This is a genomic window from Dialister hominis, from assembly GCF_007164725.1.
In the GTDB taxonomy this organism is placed as follows: domain Bacteria; phylum Bacillota; class Negativicutes; order Veillonellales; family Dialisteraceae; genus Dialister; species Dialister hominis.
On the sequence record NZ_AP019697.1, the window covers coordinates 988,040 to 1,011,579 of the forward strand.

General features: G+C 41.4%; 27 protein-coding genes, 1 riboswitch and 1 other annotated feature. Of the genes, 2 read left to right on the top strand and 25 right to left on the bottom strand.

Going from position 1 to position 23,540, the window contains the following annotated elements; genetic code table 11:
• Nucleotides 1–6: 6 nt before the first annotated feature.
• The 7 genes from metK to dapF all read right to left on the bottom strand — a co-directional run bounded on the left by metK (nucleotide 7) and on the right by dapF (nucleotide 5,646).
• On the bottom strand, nucleotides 7–1,191 hold the full coding sequence (gene metK, locus Dia5BBH33_RS04635) for a methionine adenosyltransferase (RefSeq protein WP_108849741.1): 1,185 nt from the start codon (nucleotides 1,189–1,191) through the stop codon (nucleotides 7–9).
• 76 nt (nucleotides 1,192–1,267) lie between these two features.
• Nucleotides 1,268–1,369, bottom strand: a riboswitch (SAM riboswitch).
• A gap of 123 nt (nucleotides 1,370–1,492) precedes the next feature.
• Entirely contained in the window at nucleotides 1,493–2,692 is a 1,200-nt protein-coding gene (gene coaBC, locus Dia5BBH33_RS04640; protein ID WP_144269403.1) for a bifunctional phosphopantothenoylcysteine decarboxylase/phosphopantothenate--cysteine ligase CoaBC, read from the bottom strand.
• 50 nt (nucleotides 2,693–2,742) lie between these two features.
• Complete coding sequence (gene rpoZ / locus Dia5BBH33_RS04645; RefSeq protein ID WP_022382245.1) at nucleotides 2,743–2,943, bottom strand: DNA-directed RNA polymerase subunit omega; 201 nt, start codon at nucleotides 2,941–2,943, stop codon at nucleotides 2,743–2,745.
• Nucleotides 2,940–3,584, bottom strand: coding sequence for a guanylate kinase (gmk, locus tag Dia5BBH33_RS04650; RefSeq protein ID WP_370797269.1), 645 nt, complete (start codon nucleotides 3,582–3,584; stop codon nucleotides 2,940–2,942). Before gmk ends, rpoZ begins: the two co-directional genes overlap by 4 nt.
• Before the next feature lie 5 nt (nucleotides 3,585–3,589).
• Nucleotides 3,590–3,865 carry an extracellular matrix/biofilm regulator RemA gene (gene remA / locus Dia5BBH33_RS04655; protein WP_022382243.1) on the bottom strand — a complete coding sequence of 92 codons (276 nt, stop codon included), beginning with the start codon at nucleotides 3,863–3,865 and terminating at the stop codon, nucleotides 3,590–3,592.
• Nucleotides 3,866–3,876: 11 nt separating this feature from the next.
• The gene (locus Dia5BBH33_RS04660) at nucleotides 3,877–4,761 is read right to left on the bottom strand and encodes a YicC/YloC family endoribonuclease (RefSeq protein WP_232518091.1); all 885 of its coding nucleotides are present in this window, start codon (nucleotides 4,759–4,761) and stop codon (nucleotides 3,877–3,879) included.
• A gap of 48 nt (nucleotides 4,762–4,809) precedes the next feature.
• Complete coding sequence (gene dapF, locus Dia5BBH33_RS04665; protein ID WP_022382241.1) at nucleotides 4,810–5,646, bottom strand: diaminopimelate epimerase; 837 nt, start codon at nucleotides 5,644–5,646, stop codon at nucleotides 4,810–4,812.
• A gap of 303 nt (nucleotides 5,647–5,949) precedes the next feature.
• Here dapF and Dia5BBH33_RS04670 point away from each other — a divergent pair, with 303 nt between their 5' ends.
• A complete protein-coding gene (locus Dia5BBH33_RS04670; RefSeq protein ID WP_108849739.1) occupies nucleotides 5,950–7,668 on the top strand; it encodes an Rqc2 family fibronectin-binding protein in 1,719 nt (572 codons plus the stop codon).
• 253 nt (nucleotides 7,669–7,921) lie between these two features.
• Here the strand turns inward: Dia5BBH33_RS04670 and Dia5BBH33_RS04675 are convergent, their stop codons facing one another.
• The gene (locus Dia5BBH33_RS04675) at nucleotides 7,922–9,046 is read right to left on the bottom strand and encodes an IS1249 family transposase (protein ID WP_143332484.1); all 1,125 of its coding nucleotides are present in this window, start codon (nucleotides 9,044–9,046) and stop codon (nucleotides 7,922–7,924) included.
• A 666-nt stretch (nucleotides 9,047–9,712) separates the two neighbouring features.
• Here Dia5BBH33_RS04675 and Dia5BBH33_RS04680 point away from each other — a divergent pair.
• Nucleotides 9,713–12,148, top strand: coding sequence for a heavy metal translocating P-type ATPase (locus tag Dia5BBH33_RS04680; RefSeq protein WP_162501763.1), 2,436 nt, complete (start codon nucleotides 9,713–9,715; stop codon nucleotides 12,146–12,148).
• Between the two features lie 63 nt (nucleotides 12,149–12,211).
• Here Dia5BBH33_RS04680 and dapA read toward each other — a convergent pair whose 3' ends face one another.
• The 17 genes from dapA to Dia5BBH33_RS04760 form a co-directional block, all read right to left on the bottom strand.
• Nucleotides 12,212–13,120: a 4-hydroxy-tetrahydrodipicolinate synthase gene (dapA, locus tag Dia5BBH33_RS04685; RefSeq protein WP_022382238.1), complete on the bottom strand. Its 909-nt coding sequence runs from the start codon at nucleotides 13,118–13,120 to the stop codon at nucleotides 12,212–12,214.
• Between the two features lie 55 nt (nucleotides 13,121–13,175).
• On the bottom strand, nucleotides 13,176–14,213 hold the full coding sequence (locus Dia5BBH33_RS04690; protein WP_108849737.1) for an aspartate-semialdehyde dehydrogenase: 1,038 nt from the start codon (nucleotides 14,211–14,213) through the stop codon (nucleotides 13,176–13,178).
• Between the two features lie 13 nt (nucleotides 14,214–14,226).
• Nucleotides 14,227–15,018, bottom strand: coding sequence for a 4-hydroxy-tetrahydrodipicolinate reductase (dapB, locus tag Dia5BBH33_RS04695; protein WP_022382236.1), 792 nt, complete (start codon nucleotides 15,016–15,018; stop codon nucleotides 14,227–14,229).
• Nucleotides 15,019–15,298: 280 nt separating this feature from the next.
• The gene (rpmA, locus tag Dia5BBH33_RS04700) at nucleotides 15,299–15,583 is read right to left on the bottom strand and encodes a 50S ribosomal protein L27 (RefSeq protein ID WP_022105722.1); all 285 of its coding nucleotides are present in this window, start codon (nucleotides 15,581–15,583) and stop codon (nucleotides 15,299–15,301) included.
• A 5-nt stretch (nucleotides 15,584–15,588) separates the two neighbouring features.
• The gene (locus tag Dia5BBH33_RS04705; RefSeq protein WP_157952009.1) at nucleotides 15,589–15,894 is read right to left on the bottom strand and encodes a ribosomal-processing cysteine protease Prp; all 306 of its coding nucleotides are present in this window, start codon (nucleotides 15,892–15,894) and stop codon (nucleotides 15,589–15,591) included.
• Nucleotides 15,895–15,915: 21 nt separating this feature from the next.
• The gene (gene rplU / locus Dia5BBH33_RS04710) at nucleotides 15,916–16,224 is read right to left on the bottom strand and encodes a 50S ribosomal protein L21 (RefSeq protein WP_022382234.1); all 309 of its coding nucleotides are present in this window, start codon (nucleotides 16,222–16,224) and stop codon (nucleotides 15,916–15,918) included.
• A 10-nt stretch (nucleotides 16,225–16,234) separates the two neighbouring features.
• Nucleotides 16,235–16,310 (bottom strand) — a sequence feature (ribosomal protein L21 leader region).
• 90 nt (nucleotides 16,311–16,400) lie between these two features.
• Nucleotides 16,401–17,273, bottom strand: a complete 873-nt coding sequence (locus Dia5BBH33_RS04715; protein WP_143332486.1) for an NAD(+)/NADH kinase — start codon at nucleotides 17,271–17,273, stop codon at nucleotides 16,401–16,403.
• Nucleotides 17,270–18,100 (bottom strand): TlyA family RNA methyltransferase, encoded by an 831-nt coding sequence (locus tag Dia5BBH33_RS04720; RefSeq protein ID WP_108849735.1) that lies wholly within the window; start codon nucleotides 18,098–18,100, stop codon nucleotides 17,270–17,272. Before Dia5BBH33_RS04720 ends, Dia5BBH33_RS04715 begins: the two co-directional genes overlap by 4 nt.
• 21 nt (nucleotides 18,101–18,121) lie before the next feature.
• Nucleotides 18,122–18,991 (bottom strand): polyprenyl synthetase family protein, encoded by an 870-nt coding sequence (locus Dia5BBH33_RS04725; RefSeq protein WP_108849734.1) that lies wholly within the window; start codon nucleotides 18,989–18,991, stop codon nucleotides 18,122–18,124.
• A 123-nt stretch (nucleotides 18,992–19,114) separates the two neighbouring features.
• A complete protein-coding gene (locus tag Dia5BBH33_RS11275; RefSeq protein ID WP_232518092.1) occupies nucleotides 19,115–19,327 on the bottom strand; it encodes a hypothetical protein in 213 nt (70 codons plus the stop codon).
• Nucleotides 19,328–19,414: 87 nt separating this feature from the next.
• Nucleotides 19,415–20,062, bottom strand: a complete 648-nt coding sequence (locus Dia5BBH33_RS04730) for a tRNA (adenosine(37)-N6)-threonylcarbamoyltransferase complex transferase subunit TsaD (RefSeq protein ID WP_231939220.1) — start codon at nucleotides 20,060–20,062, stop codon at nucleotides 19,415–19,417.
• Complete coding sequence (gene nusB, locus Dia5BBH33_RS04735) at nucleotides 20,062–20,451, bottom strand: transcription antitermination factor NusB (protein WP_108849733.1); 390 nt, start codon at nucleotides 20,449–20,451, stop codon at nucleotides 20,062–20,064. Before nusB ends, Dia5BBH33_RS04730 begins: the two co-directional genes overlap by 1 nt.
• 11 nt (nucleotides 20,452–20,462) lie before the next feature.
• Entirely contained in the window at nucleotides 20,463–20,810 is a 348-nt protein-coding gene (locus tag Dia5BBH33_RS04740) for a hypothetical protein (protein WP_022382228.1), read from the bottom strand.
• A gap of 1 nt (nucleotide 20,811) precedes the next feature.
• A complete protein-coding gene (locus Dia5BBH33_RS04745; protein WP_143332487.1) occupies nucleotides 20,812–21,171 on the bottom strand; it encodes an Asp23/Gls24 family envelope stress response protein in 360 nt (119 codons plus the stop codon).
• A 15-nt stretch (nucleotides 21,172–21,186) separates the two neighbouring features.
• Nucleotides 21,187–21,747, bottom strand: a complete 561-nt coding sequence (gene efp, locus Dia5BBH33_RS04750; RefSeq protein WP_022382226.1) for an elongation factor P — start codon at nucleotides 21,745–21,747, stop codon at nucleotides 21,187–21,189.
• 15 nt (nucleotides 21,748–21,762) lie between these two features.
• Nucleotides 21,763–22,818, bottom strand: coding sequence for a M24 family metallopeptidase (locus Dia5BBH33_RS04755; RefSeq protein WP_143332488.1), 1,056 nt, complete (start codon nucleotides 22,816–22,818; stop codon nucleotides 21,763–21,765).
• Nucleotides 22,819–22,934: 116 nt separating this feature from the next.
• Nucleotides 22,935–23,510 (bottom strand): histidine phosphatase family protein, encoded by a 576-nt coding sequence (locus Dia5BBH33_RS04760; RefSeq protein WP_232518093.1) that lies wholly within the window; start codon nucleotides 23,508–23,510, stop codon nucleotides 22,935–22,937.
• Between the last annotated feature and the right edge of the window lie 30 nt (nucleotides 23,511–23,540).

Consider the following 23,540-nt stretch of genomic DNA (forward strand, 5'->3'; position numbering starts at 1 on the left):
TATGAATTATAAACCAGCTTCTTTTCTAAGAACGTCCGCCTTATCGGTGTGTTCCCAGGTCAGATCAATATCTGTTCTGCCAAAATGTCCATAAGCTGCTGTTTTCTTGTAAATCGGACGTCTCAGATCCAGCATATCAATAATTCCGGCAGGTCTTAATTCAAAATTCTTCCTGATGAGTTCAATGATTCTTTCATCACTGATCTTTCCGGTTCCGAAAGTATCAACAAAAATGGATACCGGTTCAGCTACGCCAATAGCGTATGCCAATTCAATTTCGCATTTGTCAGCGATACCTGCTGCAACAATATTTTTTGCAACATAACGTGCCGCATAAGCAGCTGAACGGTCAACCTTTGTCGGATCCTTACCAGAGAAGCATCCGCCGCCGTGACGAGCCATGCCGCCGTAGGTATCAACAATAATCTTTCTGCCCGTAAGACCGGCATCTCCCTGCGGTCCGCCGATAACAAAACGACCGGTCGGGTTGATCAGGTACTTGGTGCTGTCGTCAATAAAATCAGCCGGCATAACAACCTTGATTACATGTTCAATGAGATCTTTCTTGATCTGATCAAGTGAAATTTCCGGATTATGCTGTGCAGAGATTACAATGGTATCAATATATACAGGCTTGCCGTCTTCATATTCAACAGTAACCTGTGTCTTGCCATCTGGTCTCAGATAAGCGAGTTCCCCATTTTTTCTGACTTCTGCCAGTCTGCGGGAAAGTCTGTGAGCCAGAGCAATAGGCATCGGAAGGTATTCCGGTGTTTCATTGGAAGCATAGCCGAACATCATTCCCTGATCGCCAGCGCCGATATCATACTGGTCAGCCTTGGACTCTTTTGCTTCAAGAGATTTATCAACGCCCATAGCGATATCCGGAGACTGTTCATCAATGGAAACGTTGATGCCGACACTATCAGCATCAAAGCCATAATGTGCATCTGTATAACCGATTTCACGAATCGTATCTCTTATAATTTTAGGAATCGGTACATAGGCCGTTGTTGTGATTTCACCAAAGACATGTACCTGTCCAGTCGTAACCGTCGTTTCACAAGCAACTCTGCCATTCGGATCCTGTTCCAGGATTGCGTCAAGAATTGCATCAGAAATCTGATCGGCAATTTTATCAGGATGTCCTTCTGTTACAGATTCAGAAGTAAATAATACTTTCTTAGCCAATTAAAATCCCTCCTTAGGATTAAATATAAAGGTAATTGGGTAATAAAAAAACTCTCCTGCAGAAGGAGAGATAGTCCTCTCATCTGTCAGCTGCTGCTGTTGGAATTAGCACCGGTTCTAAAAAGAATGGTTGCTGCGGCTTCCTCGGGCCAGTTCCCTCTACCGCTCTTGATGAGTTATTTTCATATGTTTCTATTATAACGGGAATGTCATTATTTAGCAATAGATTAAAAATAACAATTAGATAACATAATCAAAAGAGACCCTCACTTTTAGAAGGAGAGTCTCTTTATTTTAACTGTCAATTTATGCCTTCGACAATTTTCTCGATAATAATATGTCCCAAATCATCTTTGGTCATTTTCGGATATTGCTCAATATGACCATCTTTATAGATAAGAGCTGCTATATTGGTTGAAACATTGAATCCTGCGCCTTGCTGTGCAACATCATTCGCCACAAGGAGATTCAGGTTTTTCTTTGCTAATTTAGCTTTACCGTATTCGATGACATCCCTGGTTTCAGCCGCAAACCCTACCAGGAACTGGTGTGTCTTTTTCTGGCCTAATCCGTAGAGTATATCCGGGTTCTCTGTGAGTTCTATATTGAGATGATCATGCTGTTCTTTCTTTATTTTATTTTCGGCCCGCACGGCTGGACGATAATCAGATACAGCTGCAGCCATGACAAGTGCATCACAATCGTCATACTGGGCATTAACTGCCTTTTCCAGTTCCCTGGCATCATGAACGTAAATCATATGAACACCGACTGGTTCAGGAAGCGCATGTGTACAACTTACAAGAGTAACATCTGCATCTTCCAGTGCGGCAGCTCTGGCAATGGAATATCCCATTTTACCGCTTGAGCGGTTGCTTATGTACCGGACGGGATCGATATCTTCCTGAGTTCCGCCGGCAGAAACCACAATTTTCTTCCCCTTCAGCAAATGCTTGCTGTAGAGTGCCTTGTAAATGTGCTCCATGATCACATTCAGCTGCGGGAAACGGCCTTTACCCGTAACATTGCATGCCAAATGGCCGGATTCCGGTTCAACGAAAATATATCCTAAAGATTCCAGTTTGCGTATATTAGCCTGGACAATGGGATTCTCATACATATTAGTATTCATTGAAGGAACAAATACTACTTTTGCCTTCGTTGCCATAATCGTAGTAGACAGCATGTCATCAGCGATCCCATTGCCTACTTTTCCAATGATATCAGCCGTTGCAGGCGCAATCACAAATACATCTGCAAGACGGGCAAGAGCAATGTGCTCAACATCCCATTTATTAATATTTGCGAACATATCAACAGTAACATCATTGCCGGAAAGTTCTCCAAAGGTAATCGGAGTAACCAGCTTAGCTGCATGTTCTGTCAAAATACAATGAACATCAGCTCCATTCTGTCTGAGCTGACTTACAAGCCCTGCTGCTTTATAGGCAGCTATGCCGCCGCAAACACCAACAACTATGTGCTTATCTTTAAACATTATTAGCCCTTCCGTCAAAATTCAGGAATAGAAGTGTTACCACCCTGCTTGTATTATTTCCCGAATGAATAGGTAATCTTTGAATTGTAGATTTCTTCCAATGCTATCGTAACAGTTTTTTTATCAGCTGCATTTGGAATCAATGCAGGCTGTCCGTCGGTAAGTTCTCTGGCTCTCTGAGCCGCCAGAGTTACCAATGTATATTTGGAATCTACTTTCTTAATAAGACTGTCGATTGAAGGATAACACATCATTTTAAAGGTACCTCCTTATTGATATATTGTTTGAAAATTGTTTCAATCTGCCCCTCATTATGGCTGAGTTTGCATTTCTCTGCCTCCAGAATAGCAGATGTCTTATGAACTGCGTCCTCTAAAATATCATTAACAACAATATAATCATACTGATGAGCCATTGCAAGCTCGCTTGTTATTTGAGCCAGACGCTTTTGAATCACTTCTTCAGAATCTGTTCCTCTGTTATGGAGACGTCCTGATAAAACATTCAGCGAAGGTGGAACAATATAGATAAATACTCCGGTAGGATAACGCTTTTTTACCTGCATCGCGCCCTGGATATCAATTTCAAGAAGTACAGACTGTCCTTTATCGATTAAATCCAAAACATACTTTTTGGGAGTACCATAGTAATTATCATACACTTTTGCATACTCCAAAAAGGCGTCTTCTTTGATCAGTTGTTCAAACTGTTCCTTGGTTCTGAAGAAATAACTTTCTCCCTCGACTTCACATTTTCTGGGCTCCCTGGTAGTCATTGATACAGAGTAATGCAAATCTGGATACAACTCACGAATTGCACTGCAGATGGTCCCCTTCCCTGCACCGCTGGGACCTGAAACCACAAGCAATATACCCTTATCGGTTTTTCCTGACATGTCCATCAATTATCATCCATTCCTTCACTGATCGCCGTATCTTTATTCATAAGTCTGTGCGAAATCGTTTCTGGCTGTACAGCTGATAAAATAATCTGACCGCTGTCCATAATTAAAACAGCACGTGTTTTTCTTCCATAGGTTGCATCTATTAATTCGCCCTTATCTCTTGAATCCTGAATCATTCTTTTGACCGGAGCAGATTCAGGGCTGATGATTGCCATTACACGTGCAGCTGCTGCCATATTACCAAATCCAATATTAATTAAAGAAAAACTCACTTTTAACTCTCCTATTCAATATTTTGTACTTGTTCTCGAATTTTTTCCAATTCTGTCTTAATCATTATAACACAGTCAATGATATCATTGTCATTCGTTTTTGAACCCATCGTATTGACTTCCCGGTTAATTTCCTGCAGGAGAAAGTCAAGCTTTTTGCCAACAGGCTTAGTTTCATTAAGTATTTTCTGGAACTGATCCAAGTGGCTGGAGAATCTGACAACTTCCTCTGTGTAATCGGTTTTATCAGCGAAGATAGCAACCTCTTCCAAAATCCGTCTTTCATCAATTTCCTTATTCTGGTCATCAAAGATTTTCTCTATCCTGCTCCTTAAGCGGGTTTCATAACTCTTAATGACATCGTTTTGTCTTGCCACCAGATAATCATGCTTCCCGCGCAGCCAGTCGATCCTTGACGTCAGATCTTCCTTCAGGTTGCATCCTTCTGTTTCTCTCATACTGACCAGTTCCTGGACAGCTTTTGCTATAGATTCTTTGAAAAGGGAAGAAACTTCATCATCTGAAATTTCCTTTTTCTCCGCTTTAAGCCACTCATCCTTAAACAGCAAGACATCAGATAAATCAAGAGGGCTCTTCAACAGCTTTTTATTGTGCGCAACTTTCGATAACACCTTGATATAATTTCCAAGGGCATCCTCATCCACATGAATCAAATTTCCATCAGGGGTTTCAATTTCCTTAATGGAAACATAGACATTAAACTTGCCACGTGAAGCATTCTCTTTGATAACTTGTCGTGAGATGTTCTCCAGATTATTTTGATTCGAATAATCGCTTCTGAAATTAATTTCAAGAAAACGGCTGTTTACAGACTTTATTTCCGTAACAATTAGAAGATTATCACTTTTAGCAGTACCTGTGCCAAAGCCGGTCATACTTCTCATAATACAATCTTCCTCCTATGCTCCACTAAACAGCCCGTATTAAAGGCTGATATCCCCTTCAAATACTTTGACTGCCGGTCCCGTCATATACACATGATCCTTGCTGCTGCCTGCCCAGTCAATGTGGAGACTGCCTCCATCAAGATCTACGTCGGCGCTCTTATCGGCAAAACCATTCAAAATAGCTGCTACGACAGCTGCACAAGTCCCCGTTCCGCATGCCAGGGTAATCCCGGTGCCTCTTTCCCAAACCCGCATTCTGAAGTGATTCCCGGAAAGTTTTTGAGCGAATTCCACATTGGTTTTATTTGGAAAATGTGCATCAATCTCTAATTGATGACCTTCTCCAGGAAGGTCAATCGCATTTACATCATCAACAAAGATAACACAGTGCGGATTGCCCATAGATACGCAGCTAACCTGATAATGTTTGCCTGTCCCGCCATTAATCAACGGCTTATCTACAACAGTCCCATCCCCAAAACCGAGAACAGGAATTTCCTTCGCTGATAAGTGCGGTACGCCCATATCAACGCGGACATTTCCATCATCTAATAATTCAGGGTATAAGATACCTGCTCCGGTTTCTACAGATATTTTCTTTTCATTGACCAAGCCCAGTTCGAAAGCCCATTTTGCAAATGCCCGTATGCCATTTCCGCACATTTCTGCTTCCGAACCATCGCTGTTAAATATGCGCATCTTTAAATCAGCGGCTTCTGAAGGTAGAATAAAAATAACACCATCAGCACCAACTCCGTAATGACGGTCACATATCAATTTGGCCTGATCAGAAATCGATTTTATATCAGGATTTTCAGCAGCGTTGATAAACACAAAATCGTTTCCACAAGCCTGCCATTTGGTAAAATGCATAGTGTGCCCTCCAAATATATAGTAACTGGATATTCTTGAAATATTTTCAACCAGTTTTGGTGCTCATTTAAAATTGTACCATTATCAGCGAAATATTATCAAGGTTAAAATCCCTGTTGATTGACTGATAACTCGATATTTCTCTTATTTTGGCCTGTTTTGAAGATGCCTGGGAGAATTTCTCGGAAATTGGATATTAACATACAAGAAATTATGGATGACTGATGAATTTCAATGCCAGTTCTCCATCCATGATATACTTGTTCTAACGACTCATTACGATTGACATAGAGGAGGAAAATTATGCAAATCGATAGTAGTACTCTTTATCTATATGTGAAAGGATTGAATAAACTTTTAATTTCCTCACAAATACGTCAGATTCATCAGATAGATCAGAAAATATTCGACCTGGAACTATTTCGTCCAAATAGTTCTCCCCTGCATTTGATCATTAATCTTCATACCCCGCCTATATTTTATATTTCATCTAAGAATCGGCACCCGCAGTACATCGCATCACAAACATTCTGCATGACCCTTAGAAAGTATCTTGAGGGCGCCAGAATTTCATCCATCCGGCAGCTGGATATGGACAGGCTGGTTGCCATATCGGCAGATCGGATTGAAACAGCCGGAGAAATTATTACAAGGACGTTGTATCTTGAATTAATTCCATCAACGCCAAATCTAATCTTGTCTGAAAATGATATTCTGATCGATGCCTGTTCAAAAGGGAAAAAATTAAACCGCAGGATCATTCCAGGGGAAAAATATACTCCGCCAGAAAATTCAAACAGATTAAATTTCATGGATTTTTCTGAAACAGAATTAATTAACATTCTGACATATTCACAAAATACTGCCGTTTCTCTGAAAGAATGGATCTTTTCATCATTCAATGGCTTTTCAAGGCCGCTTCTTGATGAACTGCTTTACCGTTCAGGGCTGACAGAATCAACATTGACTTCCAGTTTGAGCGAAGAGGATATAAGAAAATTGGCATGTGAGCTGATTTCGATTATTTCAGAACTGAAAGAATCGGACACCCTGCATGTATATCGTGTGAATGGAAAGCCTCTTGTATCCCCCATTCTTCTCACATCTTTGAACGGGCCTCATGAGGATAAAGATATTGTATCGTGGATGGAATCTTATATGCTGGAAAGCAACAGTACGATTGCTTCCACCTCACAGGAATGCAGAAAACTCCTGAATTCACTGATAAAGAAAGAAACACGTAAAAAAGAGAAAATTTCTTCTGAATTAGAGGAAACCAATCTTACCGAAACGTATAAATTATGGGGAAACCTGCTGTCGATTCATTCCAATGAAAAAGTAAATGGCAGAAAATCTCTGACCGTGCCGAATCTTTTTAGCGATCCCGTTTCTGATGTAGACATCCCTCTCGACCCGCAGCTGTCAATCAATCAGAACAGCCAGATCTATTTCAAGAAATACGCTAAAATGAAAACAAGATTCAAGATAGGTATGGAAAAAGTAAGTGAATGTGAAAAGCGATTGGAATACCTCCAGGAATTGAAATACTTCCTGGAAGAAGCTAAAACGAAGGATGATATTTTATCTGTTCAGAAGGAATTGAATATATTCTCGGGCAAAAGGAATCTGCATAAGGAACTCTCCAAGAAGAAAGCTTCAGTCAATGAAGATCATTTTACACAGCTGACTATAGATGGTTTCAAAGTACTCATTGGCCGCAACAACACACAGAATGATTCGCTTACCTTCCATAAGGCGGCAAAAACCGATTTATGGTTCCATGTAAAGGATCTGCCTGGATCCCATGTTGTTCTAGTCACCAATGGAGAAACAGTCCCTGAGGATACTATCAATAAAACAGCCTCCATTGCAGCATTCTACAGCAAGGGAAAAGACTCAGGCAAAACAGCTGTCGATTATACATACATTAAGTATGTAAAAAGAATGCCTAACAGTACACCGGGCCATGTCATATTTACACACCATAAGACAATCATGGCAGAGCCTAAGGAATTTAAATAAAAGCTGATATTTTCAGCCCCGGAAGGGGATGTGACAAAATCCGATAAAACGCTATTTTCCCTTTTCTCGAACGAAGTTCGGTTTAAGGGTGTTTGAGCTCGCCCCGTAGGGGGAGCTGGCGACGGAGTCGCCTGAGGAGGTTCATCTCTTCGAGCGAAGCGAGGTTTTTAGGTGTTCATATAAAATCAATACACATCGATGCTGGATAATCCTATAATGAAATTTTGGGTTATAGGACAAAACGTGTTGGTAATTAATCCCAGCCATGGCTGGGATTAAATCCAGAATTATGTAATTCGTCCCACATTATGGCATCACCCCAAGCTGGGATTGAATCTGCCAGTCTTTGTTGTGAGCTTATGCTATTATAGATAGTAGAAATGCTTTTATCGGTCGGCATAACCTTGAGTATTTCTGAGAGTGAAAGCGGTTTCGGTGAGTGCATGTAACACCACCAGAAAACCGCTTTTATTCGTCTTTCAACGGATAATCCACGATGGTTTCTGAGCATCGCTCGAAGCTGTGCATTTACACCGCCCTCTATGAGATTATTTGTCGCCGGATAAGGACTTGGGAATTCATCAGCCTCTTTCAGATAGGTGAAAAGATTCCCGGATTTTATCAGACTAATGAGCGATGTTTTTGCCTTTATAAGGCGTTCGTGGGTGTGTCGCATTACGCCTCTATCGTCCATTGTCATTTCTTTTAGAAATTCCTTATGCTTCATTGTCCAAGATTCAAATCGGCTTACCCATTTTTCTGCTTTTTTAAGAGTTTTTATCTCCAACAAATCCCTGGCAAGCATATACAGCTGGGCACCGGCAAGGGTTCTTGGACGAGTCGTTGTGTAACGTCGTATCTGGCAAAATACATGAAATATGCAGCGCTGCAGTCTGGCATTTGGCCAGACTTTTTTTAATGCCTTTTGGAAACCCGGACCACCGTCAGAAACGACTATACGTGGTTCAGCAATACGACTCATTAGGGCTTCCCAGGCAAAAGCACGTTCATATCTACATAAATACCATCCTAATACATGATGCTCATCACAACAGATCAGAATGCAGGCTTTTCTGGCAAGATAAATGCCATCAACATATACAGTTTCCCTCGGCTCTTCAATCTTCGGCGGCATGGCCCAGATATCCCAAAATTTTGCTGTTTTTCTTCGGAAATTACGCCCTTCACCTGTCATATCCTTCTGTGTATCCTTGCTGAATAACCAATCAAGAAACATACTGAAATCCTTCGCATCACGATTAATAGGAAGAGTAAATACATTCCCACATTCTCGGCACTTCCAGCGTTGTGTTCCTGCCCGTGTTTTTCCATATTTGTAGCAGGTAAAACCACAATAACGACATCTAACTTCTTTCATAAAATAACCTCCTAGAAAATAATTCATTTCCTGGGAAAGATAAAATACCATTTTAGCCCGTATTTACAAGGTGTCTGAGACTTTTTACCAACACGTTTTGTCCACCCTTTAAGAATCACTGAAAATCTTAAAATGCCGATGGAGCCCGATAAATACGGGTTTCATCGGCATTAAAACCAACACGAAATGTCCTATAAGCCGAAATTTTCTAATAGAAAAAGGGGCTGTGGCGAAATGGTTACACATTTTGTCACAGCCCCTTTTTTATTTCCCCCACCACATGCAATTTCCAATTTCCGGCATGGCAACTTGAAATTTTAAAGTATTTCCCTCAGAAATTTTTAACTGAATTCGTTGAATGCTAGAATGAGTTTAAAGAAATATACGGAGGTGTCAAAAGTGAACGATACTGAGAATAAAGAAAAAAATAGTCTTGAATTCCCATCAAAAAATAATCACTTGCCTAATGCTGATAAAGATTCCAAAGATTTGCCGCATGGCAAAATGCATATTCACTCTGCTGAAGAAATGCGCCCTTACATTGAGGATGCGGAAAGCGTTAAAAGAAGCTCTTCAGATATAGTAAAAGATGAGAGGCGTATTTTTGGACATTTCCATAACAGCAGCCTGCCAGCGGATGCCCATAATCCCAAAGGCATCTCTTTTATGACAAATGAAGAGTGCGATTACTGCGGCAAAGAGCTGGATCAATGTCATTGCGATCTTTTAGACAAGAATCTTTCCAAGCTGGAATACCACTTGAATGGATTGGATTGTATGGAATGTGCAGCCATTATCGAAGGAAAAATACGGCAGCTTCCCTTGATCCTTTATGCAGCCGTTTGTTTTAGAGATAAGGATCTCTACCTGATTGCAAAGGCACCTGAAGATATCATTTACCCGCAGTTAGAGAAAGTATGTGCAAGTGTAGATGAAAATATTAAAATCATGAGACACTCAAATCCTGGTAAAACATCTTATAAGACCAAGACGTACGAAATGCCCACATTAGATTGTGCTGCATGTGCTCTCAAATTGGAGAAATTAATCAATAAACAGCCTGATGTTATTTCGGCTTCTATCTCTTACGCAACCAAGACGCTTAAATTGACAGCGGAAGATCCGGACTCCCTGATTCCTGAATTAACAGAAAAATGCAACGAAATCGAATCTCCTACAGTGATTCAAAAGCCGCATGCCAAGCTTGAGGAGAATAGTTCCCATGGAATCCTTGACTGGATCAAGCAGGATAAAGTACAGCTTGGAATAGGCGGAATCATTTTCGGAGCAGGCATGATCCTGAATTACAACCTGATCAATCTTCCTGTACCTCAGGGAATCATTGACATTCTGTTTGTTATTTCTTACATCATTCTTGGCGGTGAAGTACTGCTTAATGCGGTAAAAAATATCATGCACGGAGAATTTTTCGATGAAACATTTTTGATGTCGATAGCAACTTTGGGCGCCTTCGCCATTCATGAGTTCCCTGAAGCAGTAGGTGTTATGTTCTTCTACCGCATTGGCGAATACTTCATGGATCTTGCTACCGATCAAAGCCGTGAACAGATTATGGAAGCAGTCGATTTAAGACCGCAGATGGTAAACTTGATTTCTTCTGAGAATAATGTAACGGAGATTCCTGCTGAGGATGCCAAAGTCGGAGATTATCTCCTGATCCGCCCGGGCGACCGTATACCGCTCGACGGCATCGTAGTCAAGGGAGACTCCCAGATTGATACGTCTGCCATTACCGGGGAATCTGTTCCAGTCACGGTTCATGTGGGAGATTCATTGGATTCAGGCTGCATAAACATGACTGAAACCGTCGTTTTGAAAGTAGAAAAGATACTGTCAGAATCCATGGTAAGCAAGATCCTGAATTCCGTTGAAAATGCAGTCGCCAATAAGCCTAAACTGGATAAATTCATAACCAGGTTCTCCAAGGTTTACACCCCTATCGTCGTTGTCATTGCATTAATAACAGCGGTTGTTCCCCCGTTATTATTCAATCATCCCTGGTACCCGTACATTTATACAGCCCTGACATTCCTTGTTATCAGCTGCCCGTGCGCGATTGTAATATCCATTCCACTTTCCTTCTTCTCAGGAATAGGTGCTGCTTCAAGAGAAGGCATCCTTTTTAAAGGCGGCACGAGTATCGAAAGCCTTTCTACAGCCAAAGTTGCTGCACTGGACAAAACAGGCACAGTAACAGAAGGATCCTTTAAAGTCAGAAAAGTATTAACTGTACCTGATATTTCCAGAAATGAATTGCTGTCATTAGCTGCAAGTGCAGAATCATATTCTACACACCCGATAGCCCGCTCCATCGTAACTGCAACCGATCTAGACGAAAACCCGCTTGATCAGGTTGATTCCATACAGGAAATCAGCGGATCGGGAATCATCGCATCTATCAAAGGTGATAAAGTCTATGTCGGGAATCATCTTTTACTGGAAACATCCGGAATTGATATTCCGTCAAAATTTAGTACTTTAGAAACCGCAGGGCCGGAAATCTTTATTGCAAAGAACAATAAGTTCTTAGGCAGGATCGTTGTATCTGATGAGCTAAAAGAAGATGCAAAAGAAGGCATCAGGGAACTTAAGGACTTAGGAATTACCCCGGTCATGCTGACTGGCGACAACAAGGAAGCCTCCCAGTTTATGGCAGATAAGGCAGGAATTTCTGAAGTATATGCACAGCTCAAACCGACTGATAAATTCGAAATCATGAAAACGCTTCGTGCAAAATTCGGGCCGGTTTTATATGTCGGTGACGGGATCAATGATGCCCCGGTCCTTGCAGGATCCGATGTAGGTGCGGCTATGGGCAGTGGTTCTGATTCTGCAATAGAAGCTGCCGATCTCGTGTTCCTTAATTCGTCTGTAGAAGCGATTCCAAAATCAGTCAAGATTGCCAGAAAAGTACTGCGTACAGCAAAAGAAAATATTACCTTTGCTATTCTGGTTAAAGTGCTTGTACTTGTAATGGGCCTTCTGGGATATGCAAATATGTGGTTTGCGGTATTTGCAGATACCGGTGTAACAATCATCTGTGTCCTTTACTCCATCCGTCTTCTCAAGATTAAATTCTAAAAATAAAAGAGGCTGTGGCAAAATGTGTAATCATTTTGCCACAGCCTTTTTATTTCAATTTACTCAGCAGGAGATTCCATAATCGTTGAGCATTTCTCTGACATGTTCACGTTCACTGTCAGATGGTTCTGCAATCGGAAGTCTGAAATGTCCGCCAGGAAGTCCGATGAGATTAACTGCAGTTTTTACCGGAATCGGACTAGCGATAAAGAACATTCCTTTCATAATCGGATACATCTTAATATGAAGCTGCAGTGCATCCTGTAAACGTCCTTCTTCAAAAGCTTTAACCATCGCAAGGAGGTCGTCCCCAATAACATGGCTTGCCACGGAAATAACGCCTACCCCGCCTCCAGCAAGAATGGGAAGCGTAAAGGAATCATCCCCGCTGTAAATCATGAAATCATCCGGAAGCAGTGTCTTTTCCTTTGTAACCTGATCCCAGTTGCCGGCTGCATCTTTAATACCAACAACATTCGGGCATTCATCAACAATTCTCTTGATTGTTTCAGGAAGGATGGATACACCGGTGCGTCCGGGAACATTATAAATGATAATTGGAAGATCAACAGATTTGGCAATAGCAGCAAAATGTTCATACATTCCCTGCTGATTGGGTTTTACATAGAACGGAACAATGACAAGGCCGCTGTCGATACCTGTTTCTACAGCCTTCTTTGCAAAAGCGATGGATTCCGTAGTGCTGATTCCGCCAAGATTGCCCATGACAGGAACCTTTTTGCCGGAAGCATTGCGGCCTACTGCATTGACAACTGCAGCGTACAGTTTAAGCTTTTCATCGGCAGTCATGGTAGCCCCTTCACCGGTGGTACCACCAACCAGAATTCCTTCGGAGCCATGTTCTACCAAGTGTTTTGCAAGTGTCACGGCACCTTCATAATCGACTTCACCATCAGCGGTAAATGGTGTGATCATTGCAGTTATAACACGCCCAAATTTTGCATTAGCCATTTTTTACTCCTTAGTTTTAATATCCTTTTAGTCAAAAGACACACTTAAAGCAATTTTATTTAATAATATCATGTTCAATCATATATTCAGCAATCTGAAGAGTATTTAATGCAGCACCCTTACGGATCTGATCGCCAGATACCCATAAGTTTATGCCATTTGGTGATACAAGGTCTTTTCTGATACGGCCGACAGCTACATCTGTTTTATCAGAGGTATCAAGCGGCATCGGATATTTCATGTTCTCGACATCATCGACCAGTTCCGCGCCAGGGAAGTTCTTGATTGCTTCCTTAACAGCATCGACAGATAAAACATCTTCTGTCTCAATATAAATTGATTCTGCATGGCTTCTTACAACTGGTACCCGGACGGCAGTAGGAGTAATTCCAATAGAATCGTCATGAAGAATTTTATGTGTCTCATTGACCATCTTCATCTCTTCCTTGGTGTAGTCATCATCAAGGAAAATATCGATCTGCGGAATTACGTTATAAGCAATCTGATAATGGATTGGAAGGCTGGCAGAAGGAAGAATCGTTGGTTCATAGTGTTCTCCTTTAGCAATAGCAGCCGTTTCGTTATATAACTCGTCTATACCTTCCTTGCCAGCACCGGAAACTGCCTGGTATGTGCTGACAACAATGCGCTTAATGCGGGACAGGTCGTGAATCGGTTTCAGTGCCATAAGCATGATAATCGTTGAGCAGTTCGGGTTTGCTATGATTCCCTTATTCCAAAGTATGTCTTCCGGGTTTATTTCCGGAATTACCAGAGGAACTTCGGGATCCATTCTGAATGAGGAAGAATTATCGATAACCACTGCACCTCTTTTTACAGCTTCAGGTGCCAAAACCTTGCTGATGTTTCCACCGGCAAAAAGTGCAATGTCAACATCTTCAAAAGACTCCGGCTTTGCTTCTTCCACAACGTACTCTTTACCACAGACAGAAATCTTTTTCCCTGCAGAACGTGCCGATGCCAATAATTTTAGAGAGCTGAATTTGAAATTTCTTTCTTCAAAAAGACGGATAAATTCCTGTCCGACAGCACCAGTGGCTCCTAAGACTGCGATTCTTGGATAGCGATTCATAAAATGCACCTCATTATTCTAAATAATTTTCAAGCCCGTAAACAAAACCATCTGTAGTCATGACCTTTCTGCAAGCCATCATAACTCCAGGCATAAAAGACTTTCTGTCTAATGAATCGTGTCTCAAGGTCAGAAGTTCCCCATATCCTCCAAAAAGAACCTCCTGATGAGCAACATATCCCGGAAGGCGGACAGAATGAATCGTAACACCTTTATACTTGCCGCCTCTTGCTCCGGGCAGGCTTTCCTTCGTTAAATCTTCTTCAGGTTCTTCAACCCTTGCATCTGCAATTTTTTCTGCAGTCAGTTTTGCCGTCCCTGATGGCGCATCATATTTTTTATTATGATGCAGTTCAATGATTTCCACGTTGGGCATATATTTTGCCACTTCTGCAGATAATTTCATCAGCAGAACTGCCCCTAAGGAAAAATTAGGAGCGACCAGACCATTTGCATGATGCCTGTCAGCAATATCAGAAAGGATGTCCCTCTGTTCAGCGGTCAGGCCTGTAGTCCCGATAATGATATTGACACCATTTTCCAGCACAAACTTTGCGTTATCAAATATAACCTTAGGGCTGGTAAAATCGACTACAACATCCGGTTTATTAACTGCAAATGCCTCTTGAAGCGAGGAAACAATTGTAATTCCGTTTGCTCCCGTACCAACAATTTCGCCTAAATCATGTCCTGCTGTGCCTGGATCAACTGCACCGCATACATCAAGGTCATCTTCGCCCAGAATAGAACGAACGACTTCGCTTCCCATTCTGCCACTTGCTCCATTTACCAATACATGAATCATTAAGATTCCCTCCTTCAGATAACCCATTGACTTATGCACAAGCATTTAATGCCTTTTGGGGATAGTCTTATAACATTGATTGAAACTATCGTAGTATAAAAATCAAAAAGCGTCAATATCCTATTTCAATTATTTAAGTGACTCCTATAGTAATCTGGCTAAGGCAGATCAGATCGTTATCCAGTCCTATAGACTGAATAAATTTCATATGCACAAAAAAGGATTCCTGATAAAATATCAGAAATCCTTTTTATTTAGGAATGAAATATCATTCCAGATTTTATTCACCTACAGGATAAACACTTACCTGTCTCTTGTCTCTGCCAAGACGTTCGAATGCAACTCTGCCTTCTGCAACTGCAAACAGAGTATCATCCTTGCCGATCTTAACATTCAGACCCGGATGCAGATGTGTGCCTCTCTGTCTTACGATGATATTGCCTGGTTTAGCAATCTGACCAGCATGCATCTTTGTTCCCAGACGCTGTGCGTTGGAATCGCGGCCGTTCTTTGTGCTGGATACACCTTTTTTATGAGCGAATAACTGAAGATCAAATAATAACATAGAATTCACCCCTCTTTACTTTCCAGTTTTAGTTTGTCGGGATACATAGTTTGAATGATTTCCAAACCATGCTGCAAAGTCTTCATCAGTGCCTGCGTCTCATTATCCCTGTATGAAACGAGGGATACATTTAAGAACCCGCTCTCTGAATGAAAACTTCCCTCTTTATGAAGTACATCTTGAAGTCCAGATGCAATTGTCAGTGTTATAGATGAGATAGCTGCGCAGACAAGATCGTATTCACTATCGTCTGTATATCCATCGGCATGGCCTGATACATCAAACTTGTGATAGAACCCATCTGTGTCCAAATACATCCTTGCTGTAACCAATTAGCCCTCGATTTTCTTAATCTGAACTTTTGTAAATGGCTGACGATGACCCTGACGACGACGATAGTTGGATTTAGCTTTATACTTGAAAATGCGGATCTTTGCTTCTTTGCCCTGTTCAAGAACAACGCCAACAACCTTAGCACCTTCAACGTTTGGCTTGCCAATCTTTACGTCTTCACCGGATACCAGAAGAACGTCATCAAATGTTACTTCGTCGCCCTGTTCAGCGATCAGTTTTTCAACACTGATTACTTTTCCTTCTTCAACCTGATACTGTTTTCCACCTGTTTTGATAATTGCGTACATATGTGCACCTCCCTCTACTATACTCGCCGATTCAGGTAGCTGTCCTGCAGCATTTTAATACCCTTCTCGTGCGGTTGCGTCATGGCACCTAGTACAATGACTTTACTATTATACCTTCTGTCTTCATGAAAGTCAAAGACTTTTTCATTTCAAAGACAAATTTCAAAGACAAATTTTCAATTGCACATTTTCCGTATGAGTTTTTTCGTAATACTGCTGAAAAATTCCTGCCCTTCAAATCTGACAAAACGGATAGGCTTGGAAATTCCGCGGACACGAAGTATATCAGAATGCGGGAAATCAAATGACATAGTACCATCAAGTGAAAGCTGGAGCGTATTTTCTCTTTCAGGAACCGTAATTTTTACTATATCGGTATCATTCAAGACCATGGAATATCTTTGCAAAGTATGTGCACAGATCGGTACTACTGTCATTCTGGTATCCGAAGGTCCCAGCACCGGTCCCCCGCAGGATAATGAATAACCGGTCGTACCAGTCGGCGAAGATACAATCAATCCATCGGATGCGTATTCCTGAATGAAATGATCATTAATTGAAAGCTGTACCCTGACCAGCTGTCCTATTTTATTATGGCCGATAACAACATCGTTTAAAACGTCTGGCAGTATCTCTTTCTCTCCATTTGCATGCTCTATTTCAGAATGCAGGAAAAGTCTGGATTCCTTCAGGTACTCTCCTTCAAGAATAAGTTTAATCCTTTCCTTCATATCATCGGTAGTGATGCTGTTTAAGAAGCCCAGATCTCCCAGGTGGATGCCTGCTATCAAAGTATCATAATCAGAAAAAGTTCTTGCGGCGCCAAGAAAAGATCCGTCACCACCGACAGAGAGAATGCAGTCCGCATGCGCAAGCTCTTCAATAGATACATAGGACTCGCCAAGGTCAAGGCCTAAGTTTTCTATTTTATGTTTCATCGAAACCAAAAATTTATATGGAGTCCCTAAATCATCTAATATAGAAATCAATCGCTGAAGAACCAGATTGATTCCTTCTTTTTCAAGATTCGGAAAAATGCCAAATATCATACTTGCCCCTTTAAAAGATTATTATGTGCTTCTTCCACAACAGCATTAATATCTTCATCATTAATAAGAACTTGCGGAATACTGCTTCGAAGGTACGTCAGGAACTCAATATTCCCCGATCCGCCCTTAATGGGCGAATAAGTCAGTCCCCAGCAGAAATATCCGGATTCTTCAAATGTTTTTAATGTGTCACGAATAACTTCTTTGTGGACTTCGGGATCTCTTACAATACCACCCTTGCCAACTTTCTCCCGGCCTACCTCAAACTGAGGCTTTATAAGAGCAGCAATGGATCCGTCAGGTTTCAGAATGGATTTAACAGCTGGAATAATCTTTGTCACTGATATGAAAGAAATATCTGTACATACAAAATCAACGGGTTCCCCTAACGTTTCCAGGGTCACAAGTTTAATATTTGTTTTCTCCATATTAATGACTCTCTGATCTGTTCGAAGTTTCCAGTCGAGCTGATTGGTTCCAACATCAATAGCATATACCTTTACCGCGCCATTTTGCAAGGCGCAGTCAGTAAAGCCTCCCGTAGAGGCTCCGATATCAGCCACAACTTTGCCATTCAGGTCAATTTTGAAGAATTTCAGTGCTTTCTCGAGTTTGTATCCGCCTCTGCCCACATATGGCATTATATGCCCTTTTATCCTGATTTCAGCATTCGAAGGAACTTTTGTCCCCGCTTTATCAACAGGCACATTATTGACCAAAATTATGCCTTCCATAATATGCCGTTTTGCATTTTCCCGGCTGTTAAAGAAGCCCTGCTCCACTAAGAGAACATCCAGTCTCTCTTTTTTTACCTTTGGATTCGCCACTGCTGCTCCTCCCGTTTCTAATTAATTCGCTCTGGCTAAAACATAATCCGCAAGATCGTTTAACCGCTCAAACGACGATCCCAGTTTTGATATGGCAGCCTTGGCCCTTCTATTTTCAGCATTTGCCAATTCCTGGGCTTTTCCTTCTCCCAGAATTGTAACATATGTAGACTTTAAGCTCTTTTCATCCTGCCCTGGCAGCTTGCCCATTTCCTTTAAACTTCCATGTACATCCAGAAGGTCATCTGTAATCTGAAAGAGCAGGCCTAAATGAACTGCGAACTCATGCAAGGATTTTTGCATCTCTTCATCGCATTTTGCAATTAAGGCTGCCATATCGATAGGTGCACAGATCAGGCATCCTGTCTTTAATGAATCCATCTTCCTTAATTCGGGAAGACTGCTGGAGTGGCCTTCAGAAATGATATCAAGCGCCTGCCCACCGACCATTCCGTCCGGACCTGCAGCTTTTGCTAAAATTGAGATCAGATAGCATCTCGTATCAGGAGAAATATTTTCCTGATTGGATATCAATTCAAAAGCATATGTCAGAAGACCGTCACCTGCCATAGTTGCCATACCCGGACCAAAAATTTTATGATTTGTCAGTTTTCCCCTGCGATAATCATCATTATCCATGGCAGGAAGGTCATCATGGATAAGGGAATATGTATGGATACATTCTATAGCACAGGCAACCTTCATATAGGACCTTGCCTCTAAGCCGAATATTTCTAGAAGCATCAGGAACAAAGCAGGCCTTAAGCGCTTTCCTCCTGCAAGGAGACTGTAATTCATGGACTTATACAATTCTGAACCATTATCAGCAAGCAGATTCGCCAGCTCCTTGTCAATGTCCGCTTTCTTTTCGTTTAATAAGCTGCCAATCATTTAAATCCCCCTTTGCCATACCCCATATTTTATAATCAAATTTAAACAAATCAGAAAAACAGCATCTATTATAGACAGGTGTCATTTAGTTCAAATGGCCTACAATATTAAACCATCTGATGATCAATATCGGGAAGAATAATTCATAAATGCGCCGAACGCGTTGCCTGAAGCATTATCACTGCTGTACTTGGGCGATGCAAAATAGGGTTTTAACATTTTTTCTCTGCAAATATCATTAACCAGGCCTTTTAAATAGAGATTTGACATGACACCGCCAATAGATACGAAAGGGGTCCCCTTTTCAAAAGGATAATTCAGGAGTTCTTTTTCCAAAGAATCACCAATATGACATAAAAGCCCTTTTGCTATATCCGCCTTATTATATTGATTACCCTCAATATCATGCAGGCATTGATTTTCCTAACCCGAAAAACTAAAAGCATTCAGAATTTTAGTCATAGGCAAAACATAATTCTTGTCTTTTCCTTCCATGGCAAGTATTTCCAAATGCTTCCCCGCGGGAAACGGCAGCCCCAGAGCAACTCCGATCCGGTCGATCAGCTGCCCGGCGGTAATATCTCTTGTCGTGATAAGCTCTTGTATTTCAATCTTGTTTTGTTTCCAGGCACAACGCAGTACATCCTGAGTACCACCAGAAAGATGCATCAAATAAAAATCTTTTCCCCATAACTCGGGTGCCTCCCTGATTGCAGAAAGAGCATGATTTTCTTGATGACTGAATTGATACATCGGGATATGAACTGCCGCAGATAGTGAGTCTGCCAATCCTTTTCCAACAAGAAAAGCGGGCATAAATGAATCTGCCCGCCTCCTTGGGAATGAAGAAACTCCGATGACAGATACATCTCCTAAGGATGGAGATATTCTCTGCATCAATACCGGTAAATTTCTAACATGCTGATAGACCATATTGGACTGAGACAGTCCACGGCCTCCCATCTTAACTTTAAGGATAATTCTCTCTTCACAAATCAAGCCTTTTTCTGAATCATAAACAGCAAGCGAGGTAGTATAACAACTTGTGTCAATACCAAGAAACTTACTCATTATTTCTCCTTCAATGCCTGATCCAGCAAGCCGTTAATGAAACGGTAAGAATTTTCACCACCATAGATCTTGGCAAGTTCAACAGCCTGATTGATAATCATGTTCCGTTTATCCGGTGCGCCGAATTTAAGGTATTCAGCAATTGCCGTTCTAAGAATATTCTTATCGACTACATTTAACTGCTTCATTGACCAATTGATGAGATGGCTTTCAATCATGTGATCAATCAATTCAGAATGACTCTGGTATTCTTCGACCACTGCTAAAGCGTACTCCATATCAGCTTCGGATAAATCAGAAGTTTCACCACTGATATTTTCACTTTCGGGATTCAGTTCTTTAGAATACAAAACTTTCAAAGCATACTCTATTGCATCTTTATTGCCCATTGCAACCTCTTTCAATCAACTATTTCAGTGATAGTAATATCAATTCCATAAATCATTTCCTCCGTGCAGGAGGCTAAGACATCTTTCACAGCAGCCTGTATACGTTGAGCGGTTTGATTGACTTTACAGCCTGAATGCAGAGATAAGGAGATAGCAACTTCTATTCCCTTTTTGCCATTTCTCCGGATCAACAAGCCCTTATGGCCTTTAAGACCGAAGGCCTGGCCGATTCCCTGCATCAAATAGGAAAATCCCTCAGCAGTGAAAGCGGCAACTTCAGGAAATGAAAGTACTTTCTCTTCGATTCTTCTATAAACCTCTTCTTCAGGAACAATAGAAACAGAATCTTCTTCTGACATTTTATCGCTCCTTATCAAACACAACCTTTTGAACGTTAACGTTGACCGCAGTTACTCTAATCCCGGCAGAATCCAATATTTCTTCCTTAACAATTTCTTGAAGATTAAGAGCAATAGCAGGAATCCGGTCTCCATGATAAACAGCAACGTATAAATCAACCACTATACTCTTATTATCACTGGAAACACGAATTCCACGAGTTTCTTCATCATTGATGACAGATGAAATTGCATGAGAAAAACGATCATCCATCGCATAAATTCCCTTAACATGCAGCGTAGCCGCCTGTGCAATACTGGCGATGACCTGATCTGAAATTCTAATCGTGCCTAACGAATTCTTTATCTCTGCAGTTTCCATGTTAGTCTAAACAACTCACTTTACACGTTCGATATATGCGCCTGTACGTGTATCAATACGGAGCATTTCACCTTCGTTGATAAAGAGCGGTACAGAAACAATATATCCTGTTTCCATTTTTGCCGGCTTGGAACCGCCGGTTGCTGTATCGCCGCGGATGCCTGGTTCTGTTTCAACGACCTTGAGTTCAACAGAGTTCGGAATATCGACGCCGATGATGCTGCCGTTGAAGAACATAACAGTGCATTCCATTTCTTCTTTAAGGAAGTTGATCTTGTCGCCCAGCTGATCTTTGTTCAGCATAATCTGTTCATATGTTTCGGTATCCATGAAGCAGTAGGAACCGTCAGCTTCATATAAATACTGCATCGGCTTGCGTTCTACCTGAGCATTCTGCAGTTTGATGCCGGCATTAAATTTACGTTCAACAACAGATCCTGTCTGCAGATTTTTCAATTTGGCACGAACGAATGCAGCACCCTTGCCTGGTTTTACATGCTGGAATTCCACACACTGCCAAACCATTCCGTCAAGTTCTACTGTTATGCCTGGACGAAGATCATTACTAGAAATCATTTACTTTTCCTCCTACTAAACCCTTAAAAATTTTTTGGGGAATTTCGTTAAAACTGAAATTCCATCTTTTTCTATTGTGACCGTATCTTCGATACGAACTCCACCTACTCCCGGGATATAAACTCCGGGTTCTACCGTTTCAGTCATTCCGACCATTAAAACGGAATGGTCACGCGGTGCCAGAACCGGCGCCTCATGAATCTCAAGCCCTACGCTGTGACCAAGCGCATGAGTGAAATAACTATCCAAAGAGAATTTTTTCAGGTATTCTCTGGCCAAGTGATCCACATCAGAAGCAGTCTCGCCTGCCTTAAGCAGGCCTTCTATATACTCAACACATCCCAGCACTTTATCATACATGAATTGCTGCTGGTCGGAAATTTCTCCAACGGCAACGGTTCTTGTGATGTCGGAATGATATCCCTTATATATAGCGCCAAAGTCAAAGGTAATGAGATCCCCTGACTCAATCACTTTATCTGTTGCAGTACCGTGCGGATACGCTCCTCTATAGCCAGAAGCAACAATCGTATCAAATGATTTCCCTTCAGAGCCTTCCAGCAGCATGGAACTTTCCAAAACAGCCATCAGCTCCCGCTCCGTAACTCCGGGCTTGATATATGGAATCGTCTTCTTGAATCCTTCATCCGAAATCCGGCAGGCTTCTGCAATGCACTTAAGTTCTTCCTGTGTTTTTATCTGTCTGATATTGTCCAATGCGCAGACTTTGAATTCTACATTATCCATCACAGCAGAAAAGCTCAGATAGGCACTGTATGAAAACGGAGATTCAACGCCTATACGCTTGACCTTGTGCTTCTGAGCGAGCTCAGCAATAACACTCGGTAATTTCCCTGCATGATTTATAACTTCAAATCCAACCGCTTCCTGTTTTGCTTGTTCTGTATATCTGCTGTCAGTAAGAAGATAATCGGCATCTTTAGTCAGAAATAAAAAGCTGTCTGATCCCGTAAATCTGGAAATATAATAACAGTTTTCATTTTTTTGAACGAAAACTGCATCCAGACCGCTATCCTTCATAAAATCAAAGATTCTATCTTTTAATAACATGCATAATCACTCTTTTCCATTACCCTCTAATAATACCGTATCAAGAACTTTTTGTCCATGAAAATTCAAGGAATTGGAAACAGGCATAAGACGGGACTCAGCGCAGCATACTATTATCATTCCTTCAAATGGCTGACGCCATTGAGTGAGTCCAATACATTCAAGCCATTGTTGAAACACTTGATAACGGATATGCTCGCATTATCTAAAGAAAGATTCCATGCTCTGGCTATCGGGATACCTATGAAGGAGCATATAATCATTCGAAGCACTACACCATGGCAGACTACAGCATAAGTCTTATTACCACCTGACGAAATGAGTTTCTTTATACATGCGGCAGCACGCTTCCTGCATTCCTCGAAAGATTCACCATTAGGAAATTTGAATGTTTCAGTCTGCGTGAACATCTTCTCCATGGATCCGGGCCAGCACTTTTCTATTTCCTTAAAGTTTTTTCCTTCCCATTCTCCAAAATCAAGCTCATGAAGGTTCTCTTCAATTATCAGGGGGAGATCATGGGATACGGCAACGCCTTGTCCTGTTCTGACAGCTCTTTTTAAGGGGCTTGAAATTACAGCGTCCAGCTTGATATCTCTGAAATAATCCTCAATTTTATCGGCCTGAAGGATTCCCTTCTCGCTGAGCTCTACATCGGCGATTCCCTGATAGCGTCCCTTTTTGTTCCACAAAGTTTCACCATGACGGATCAGATAAATAGT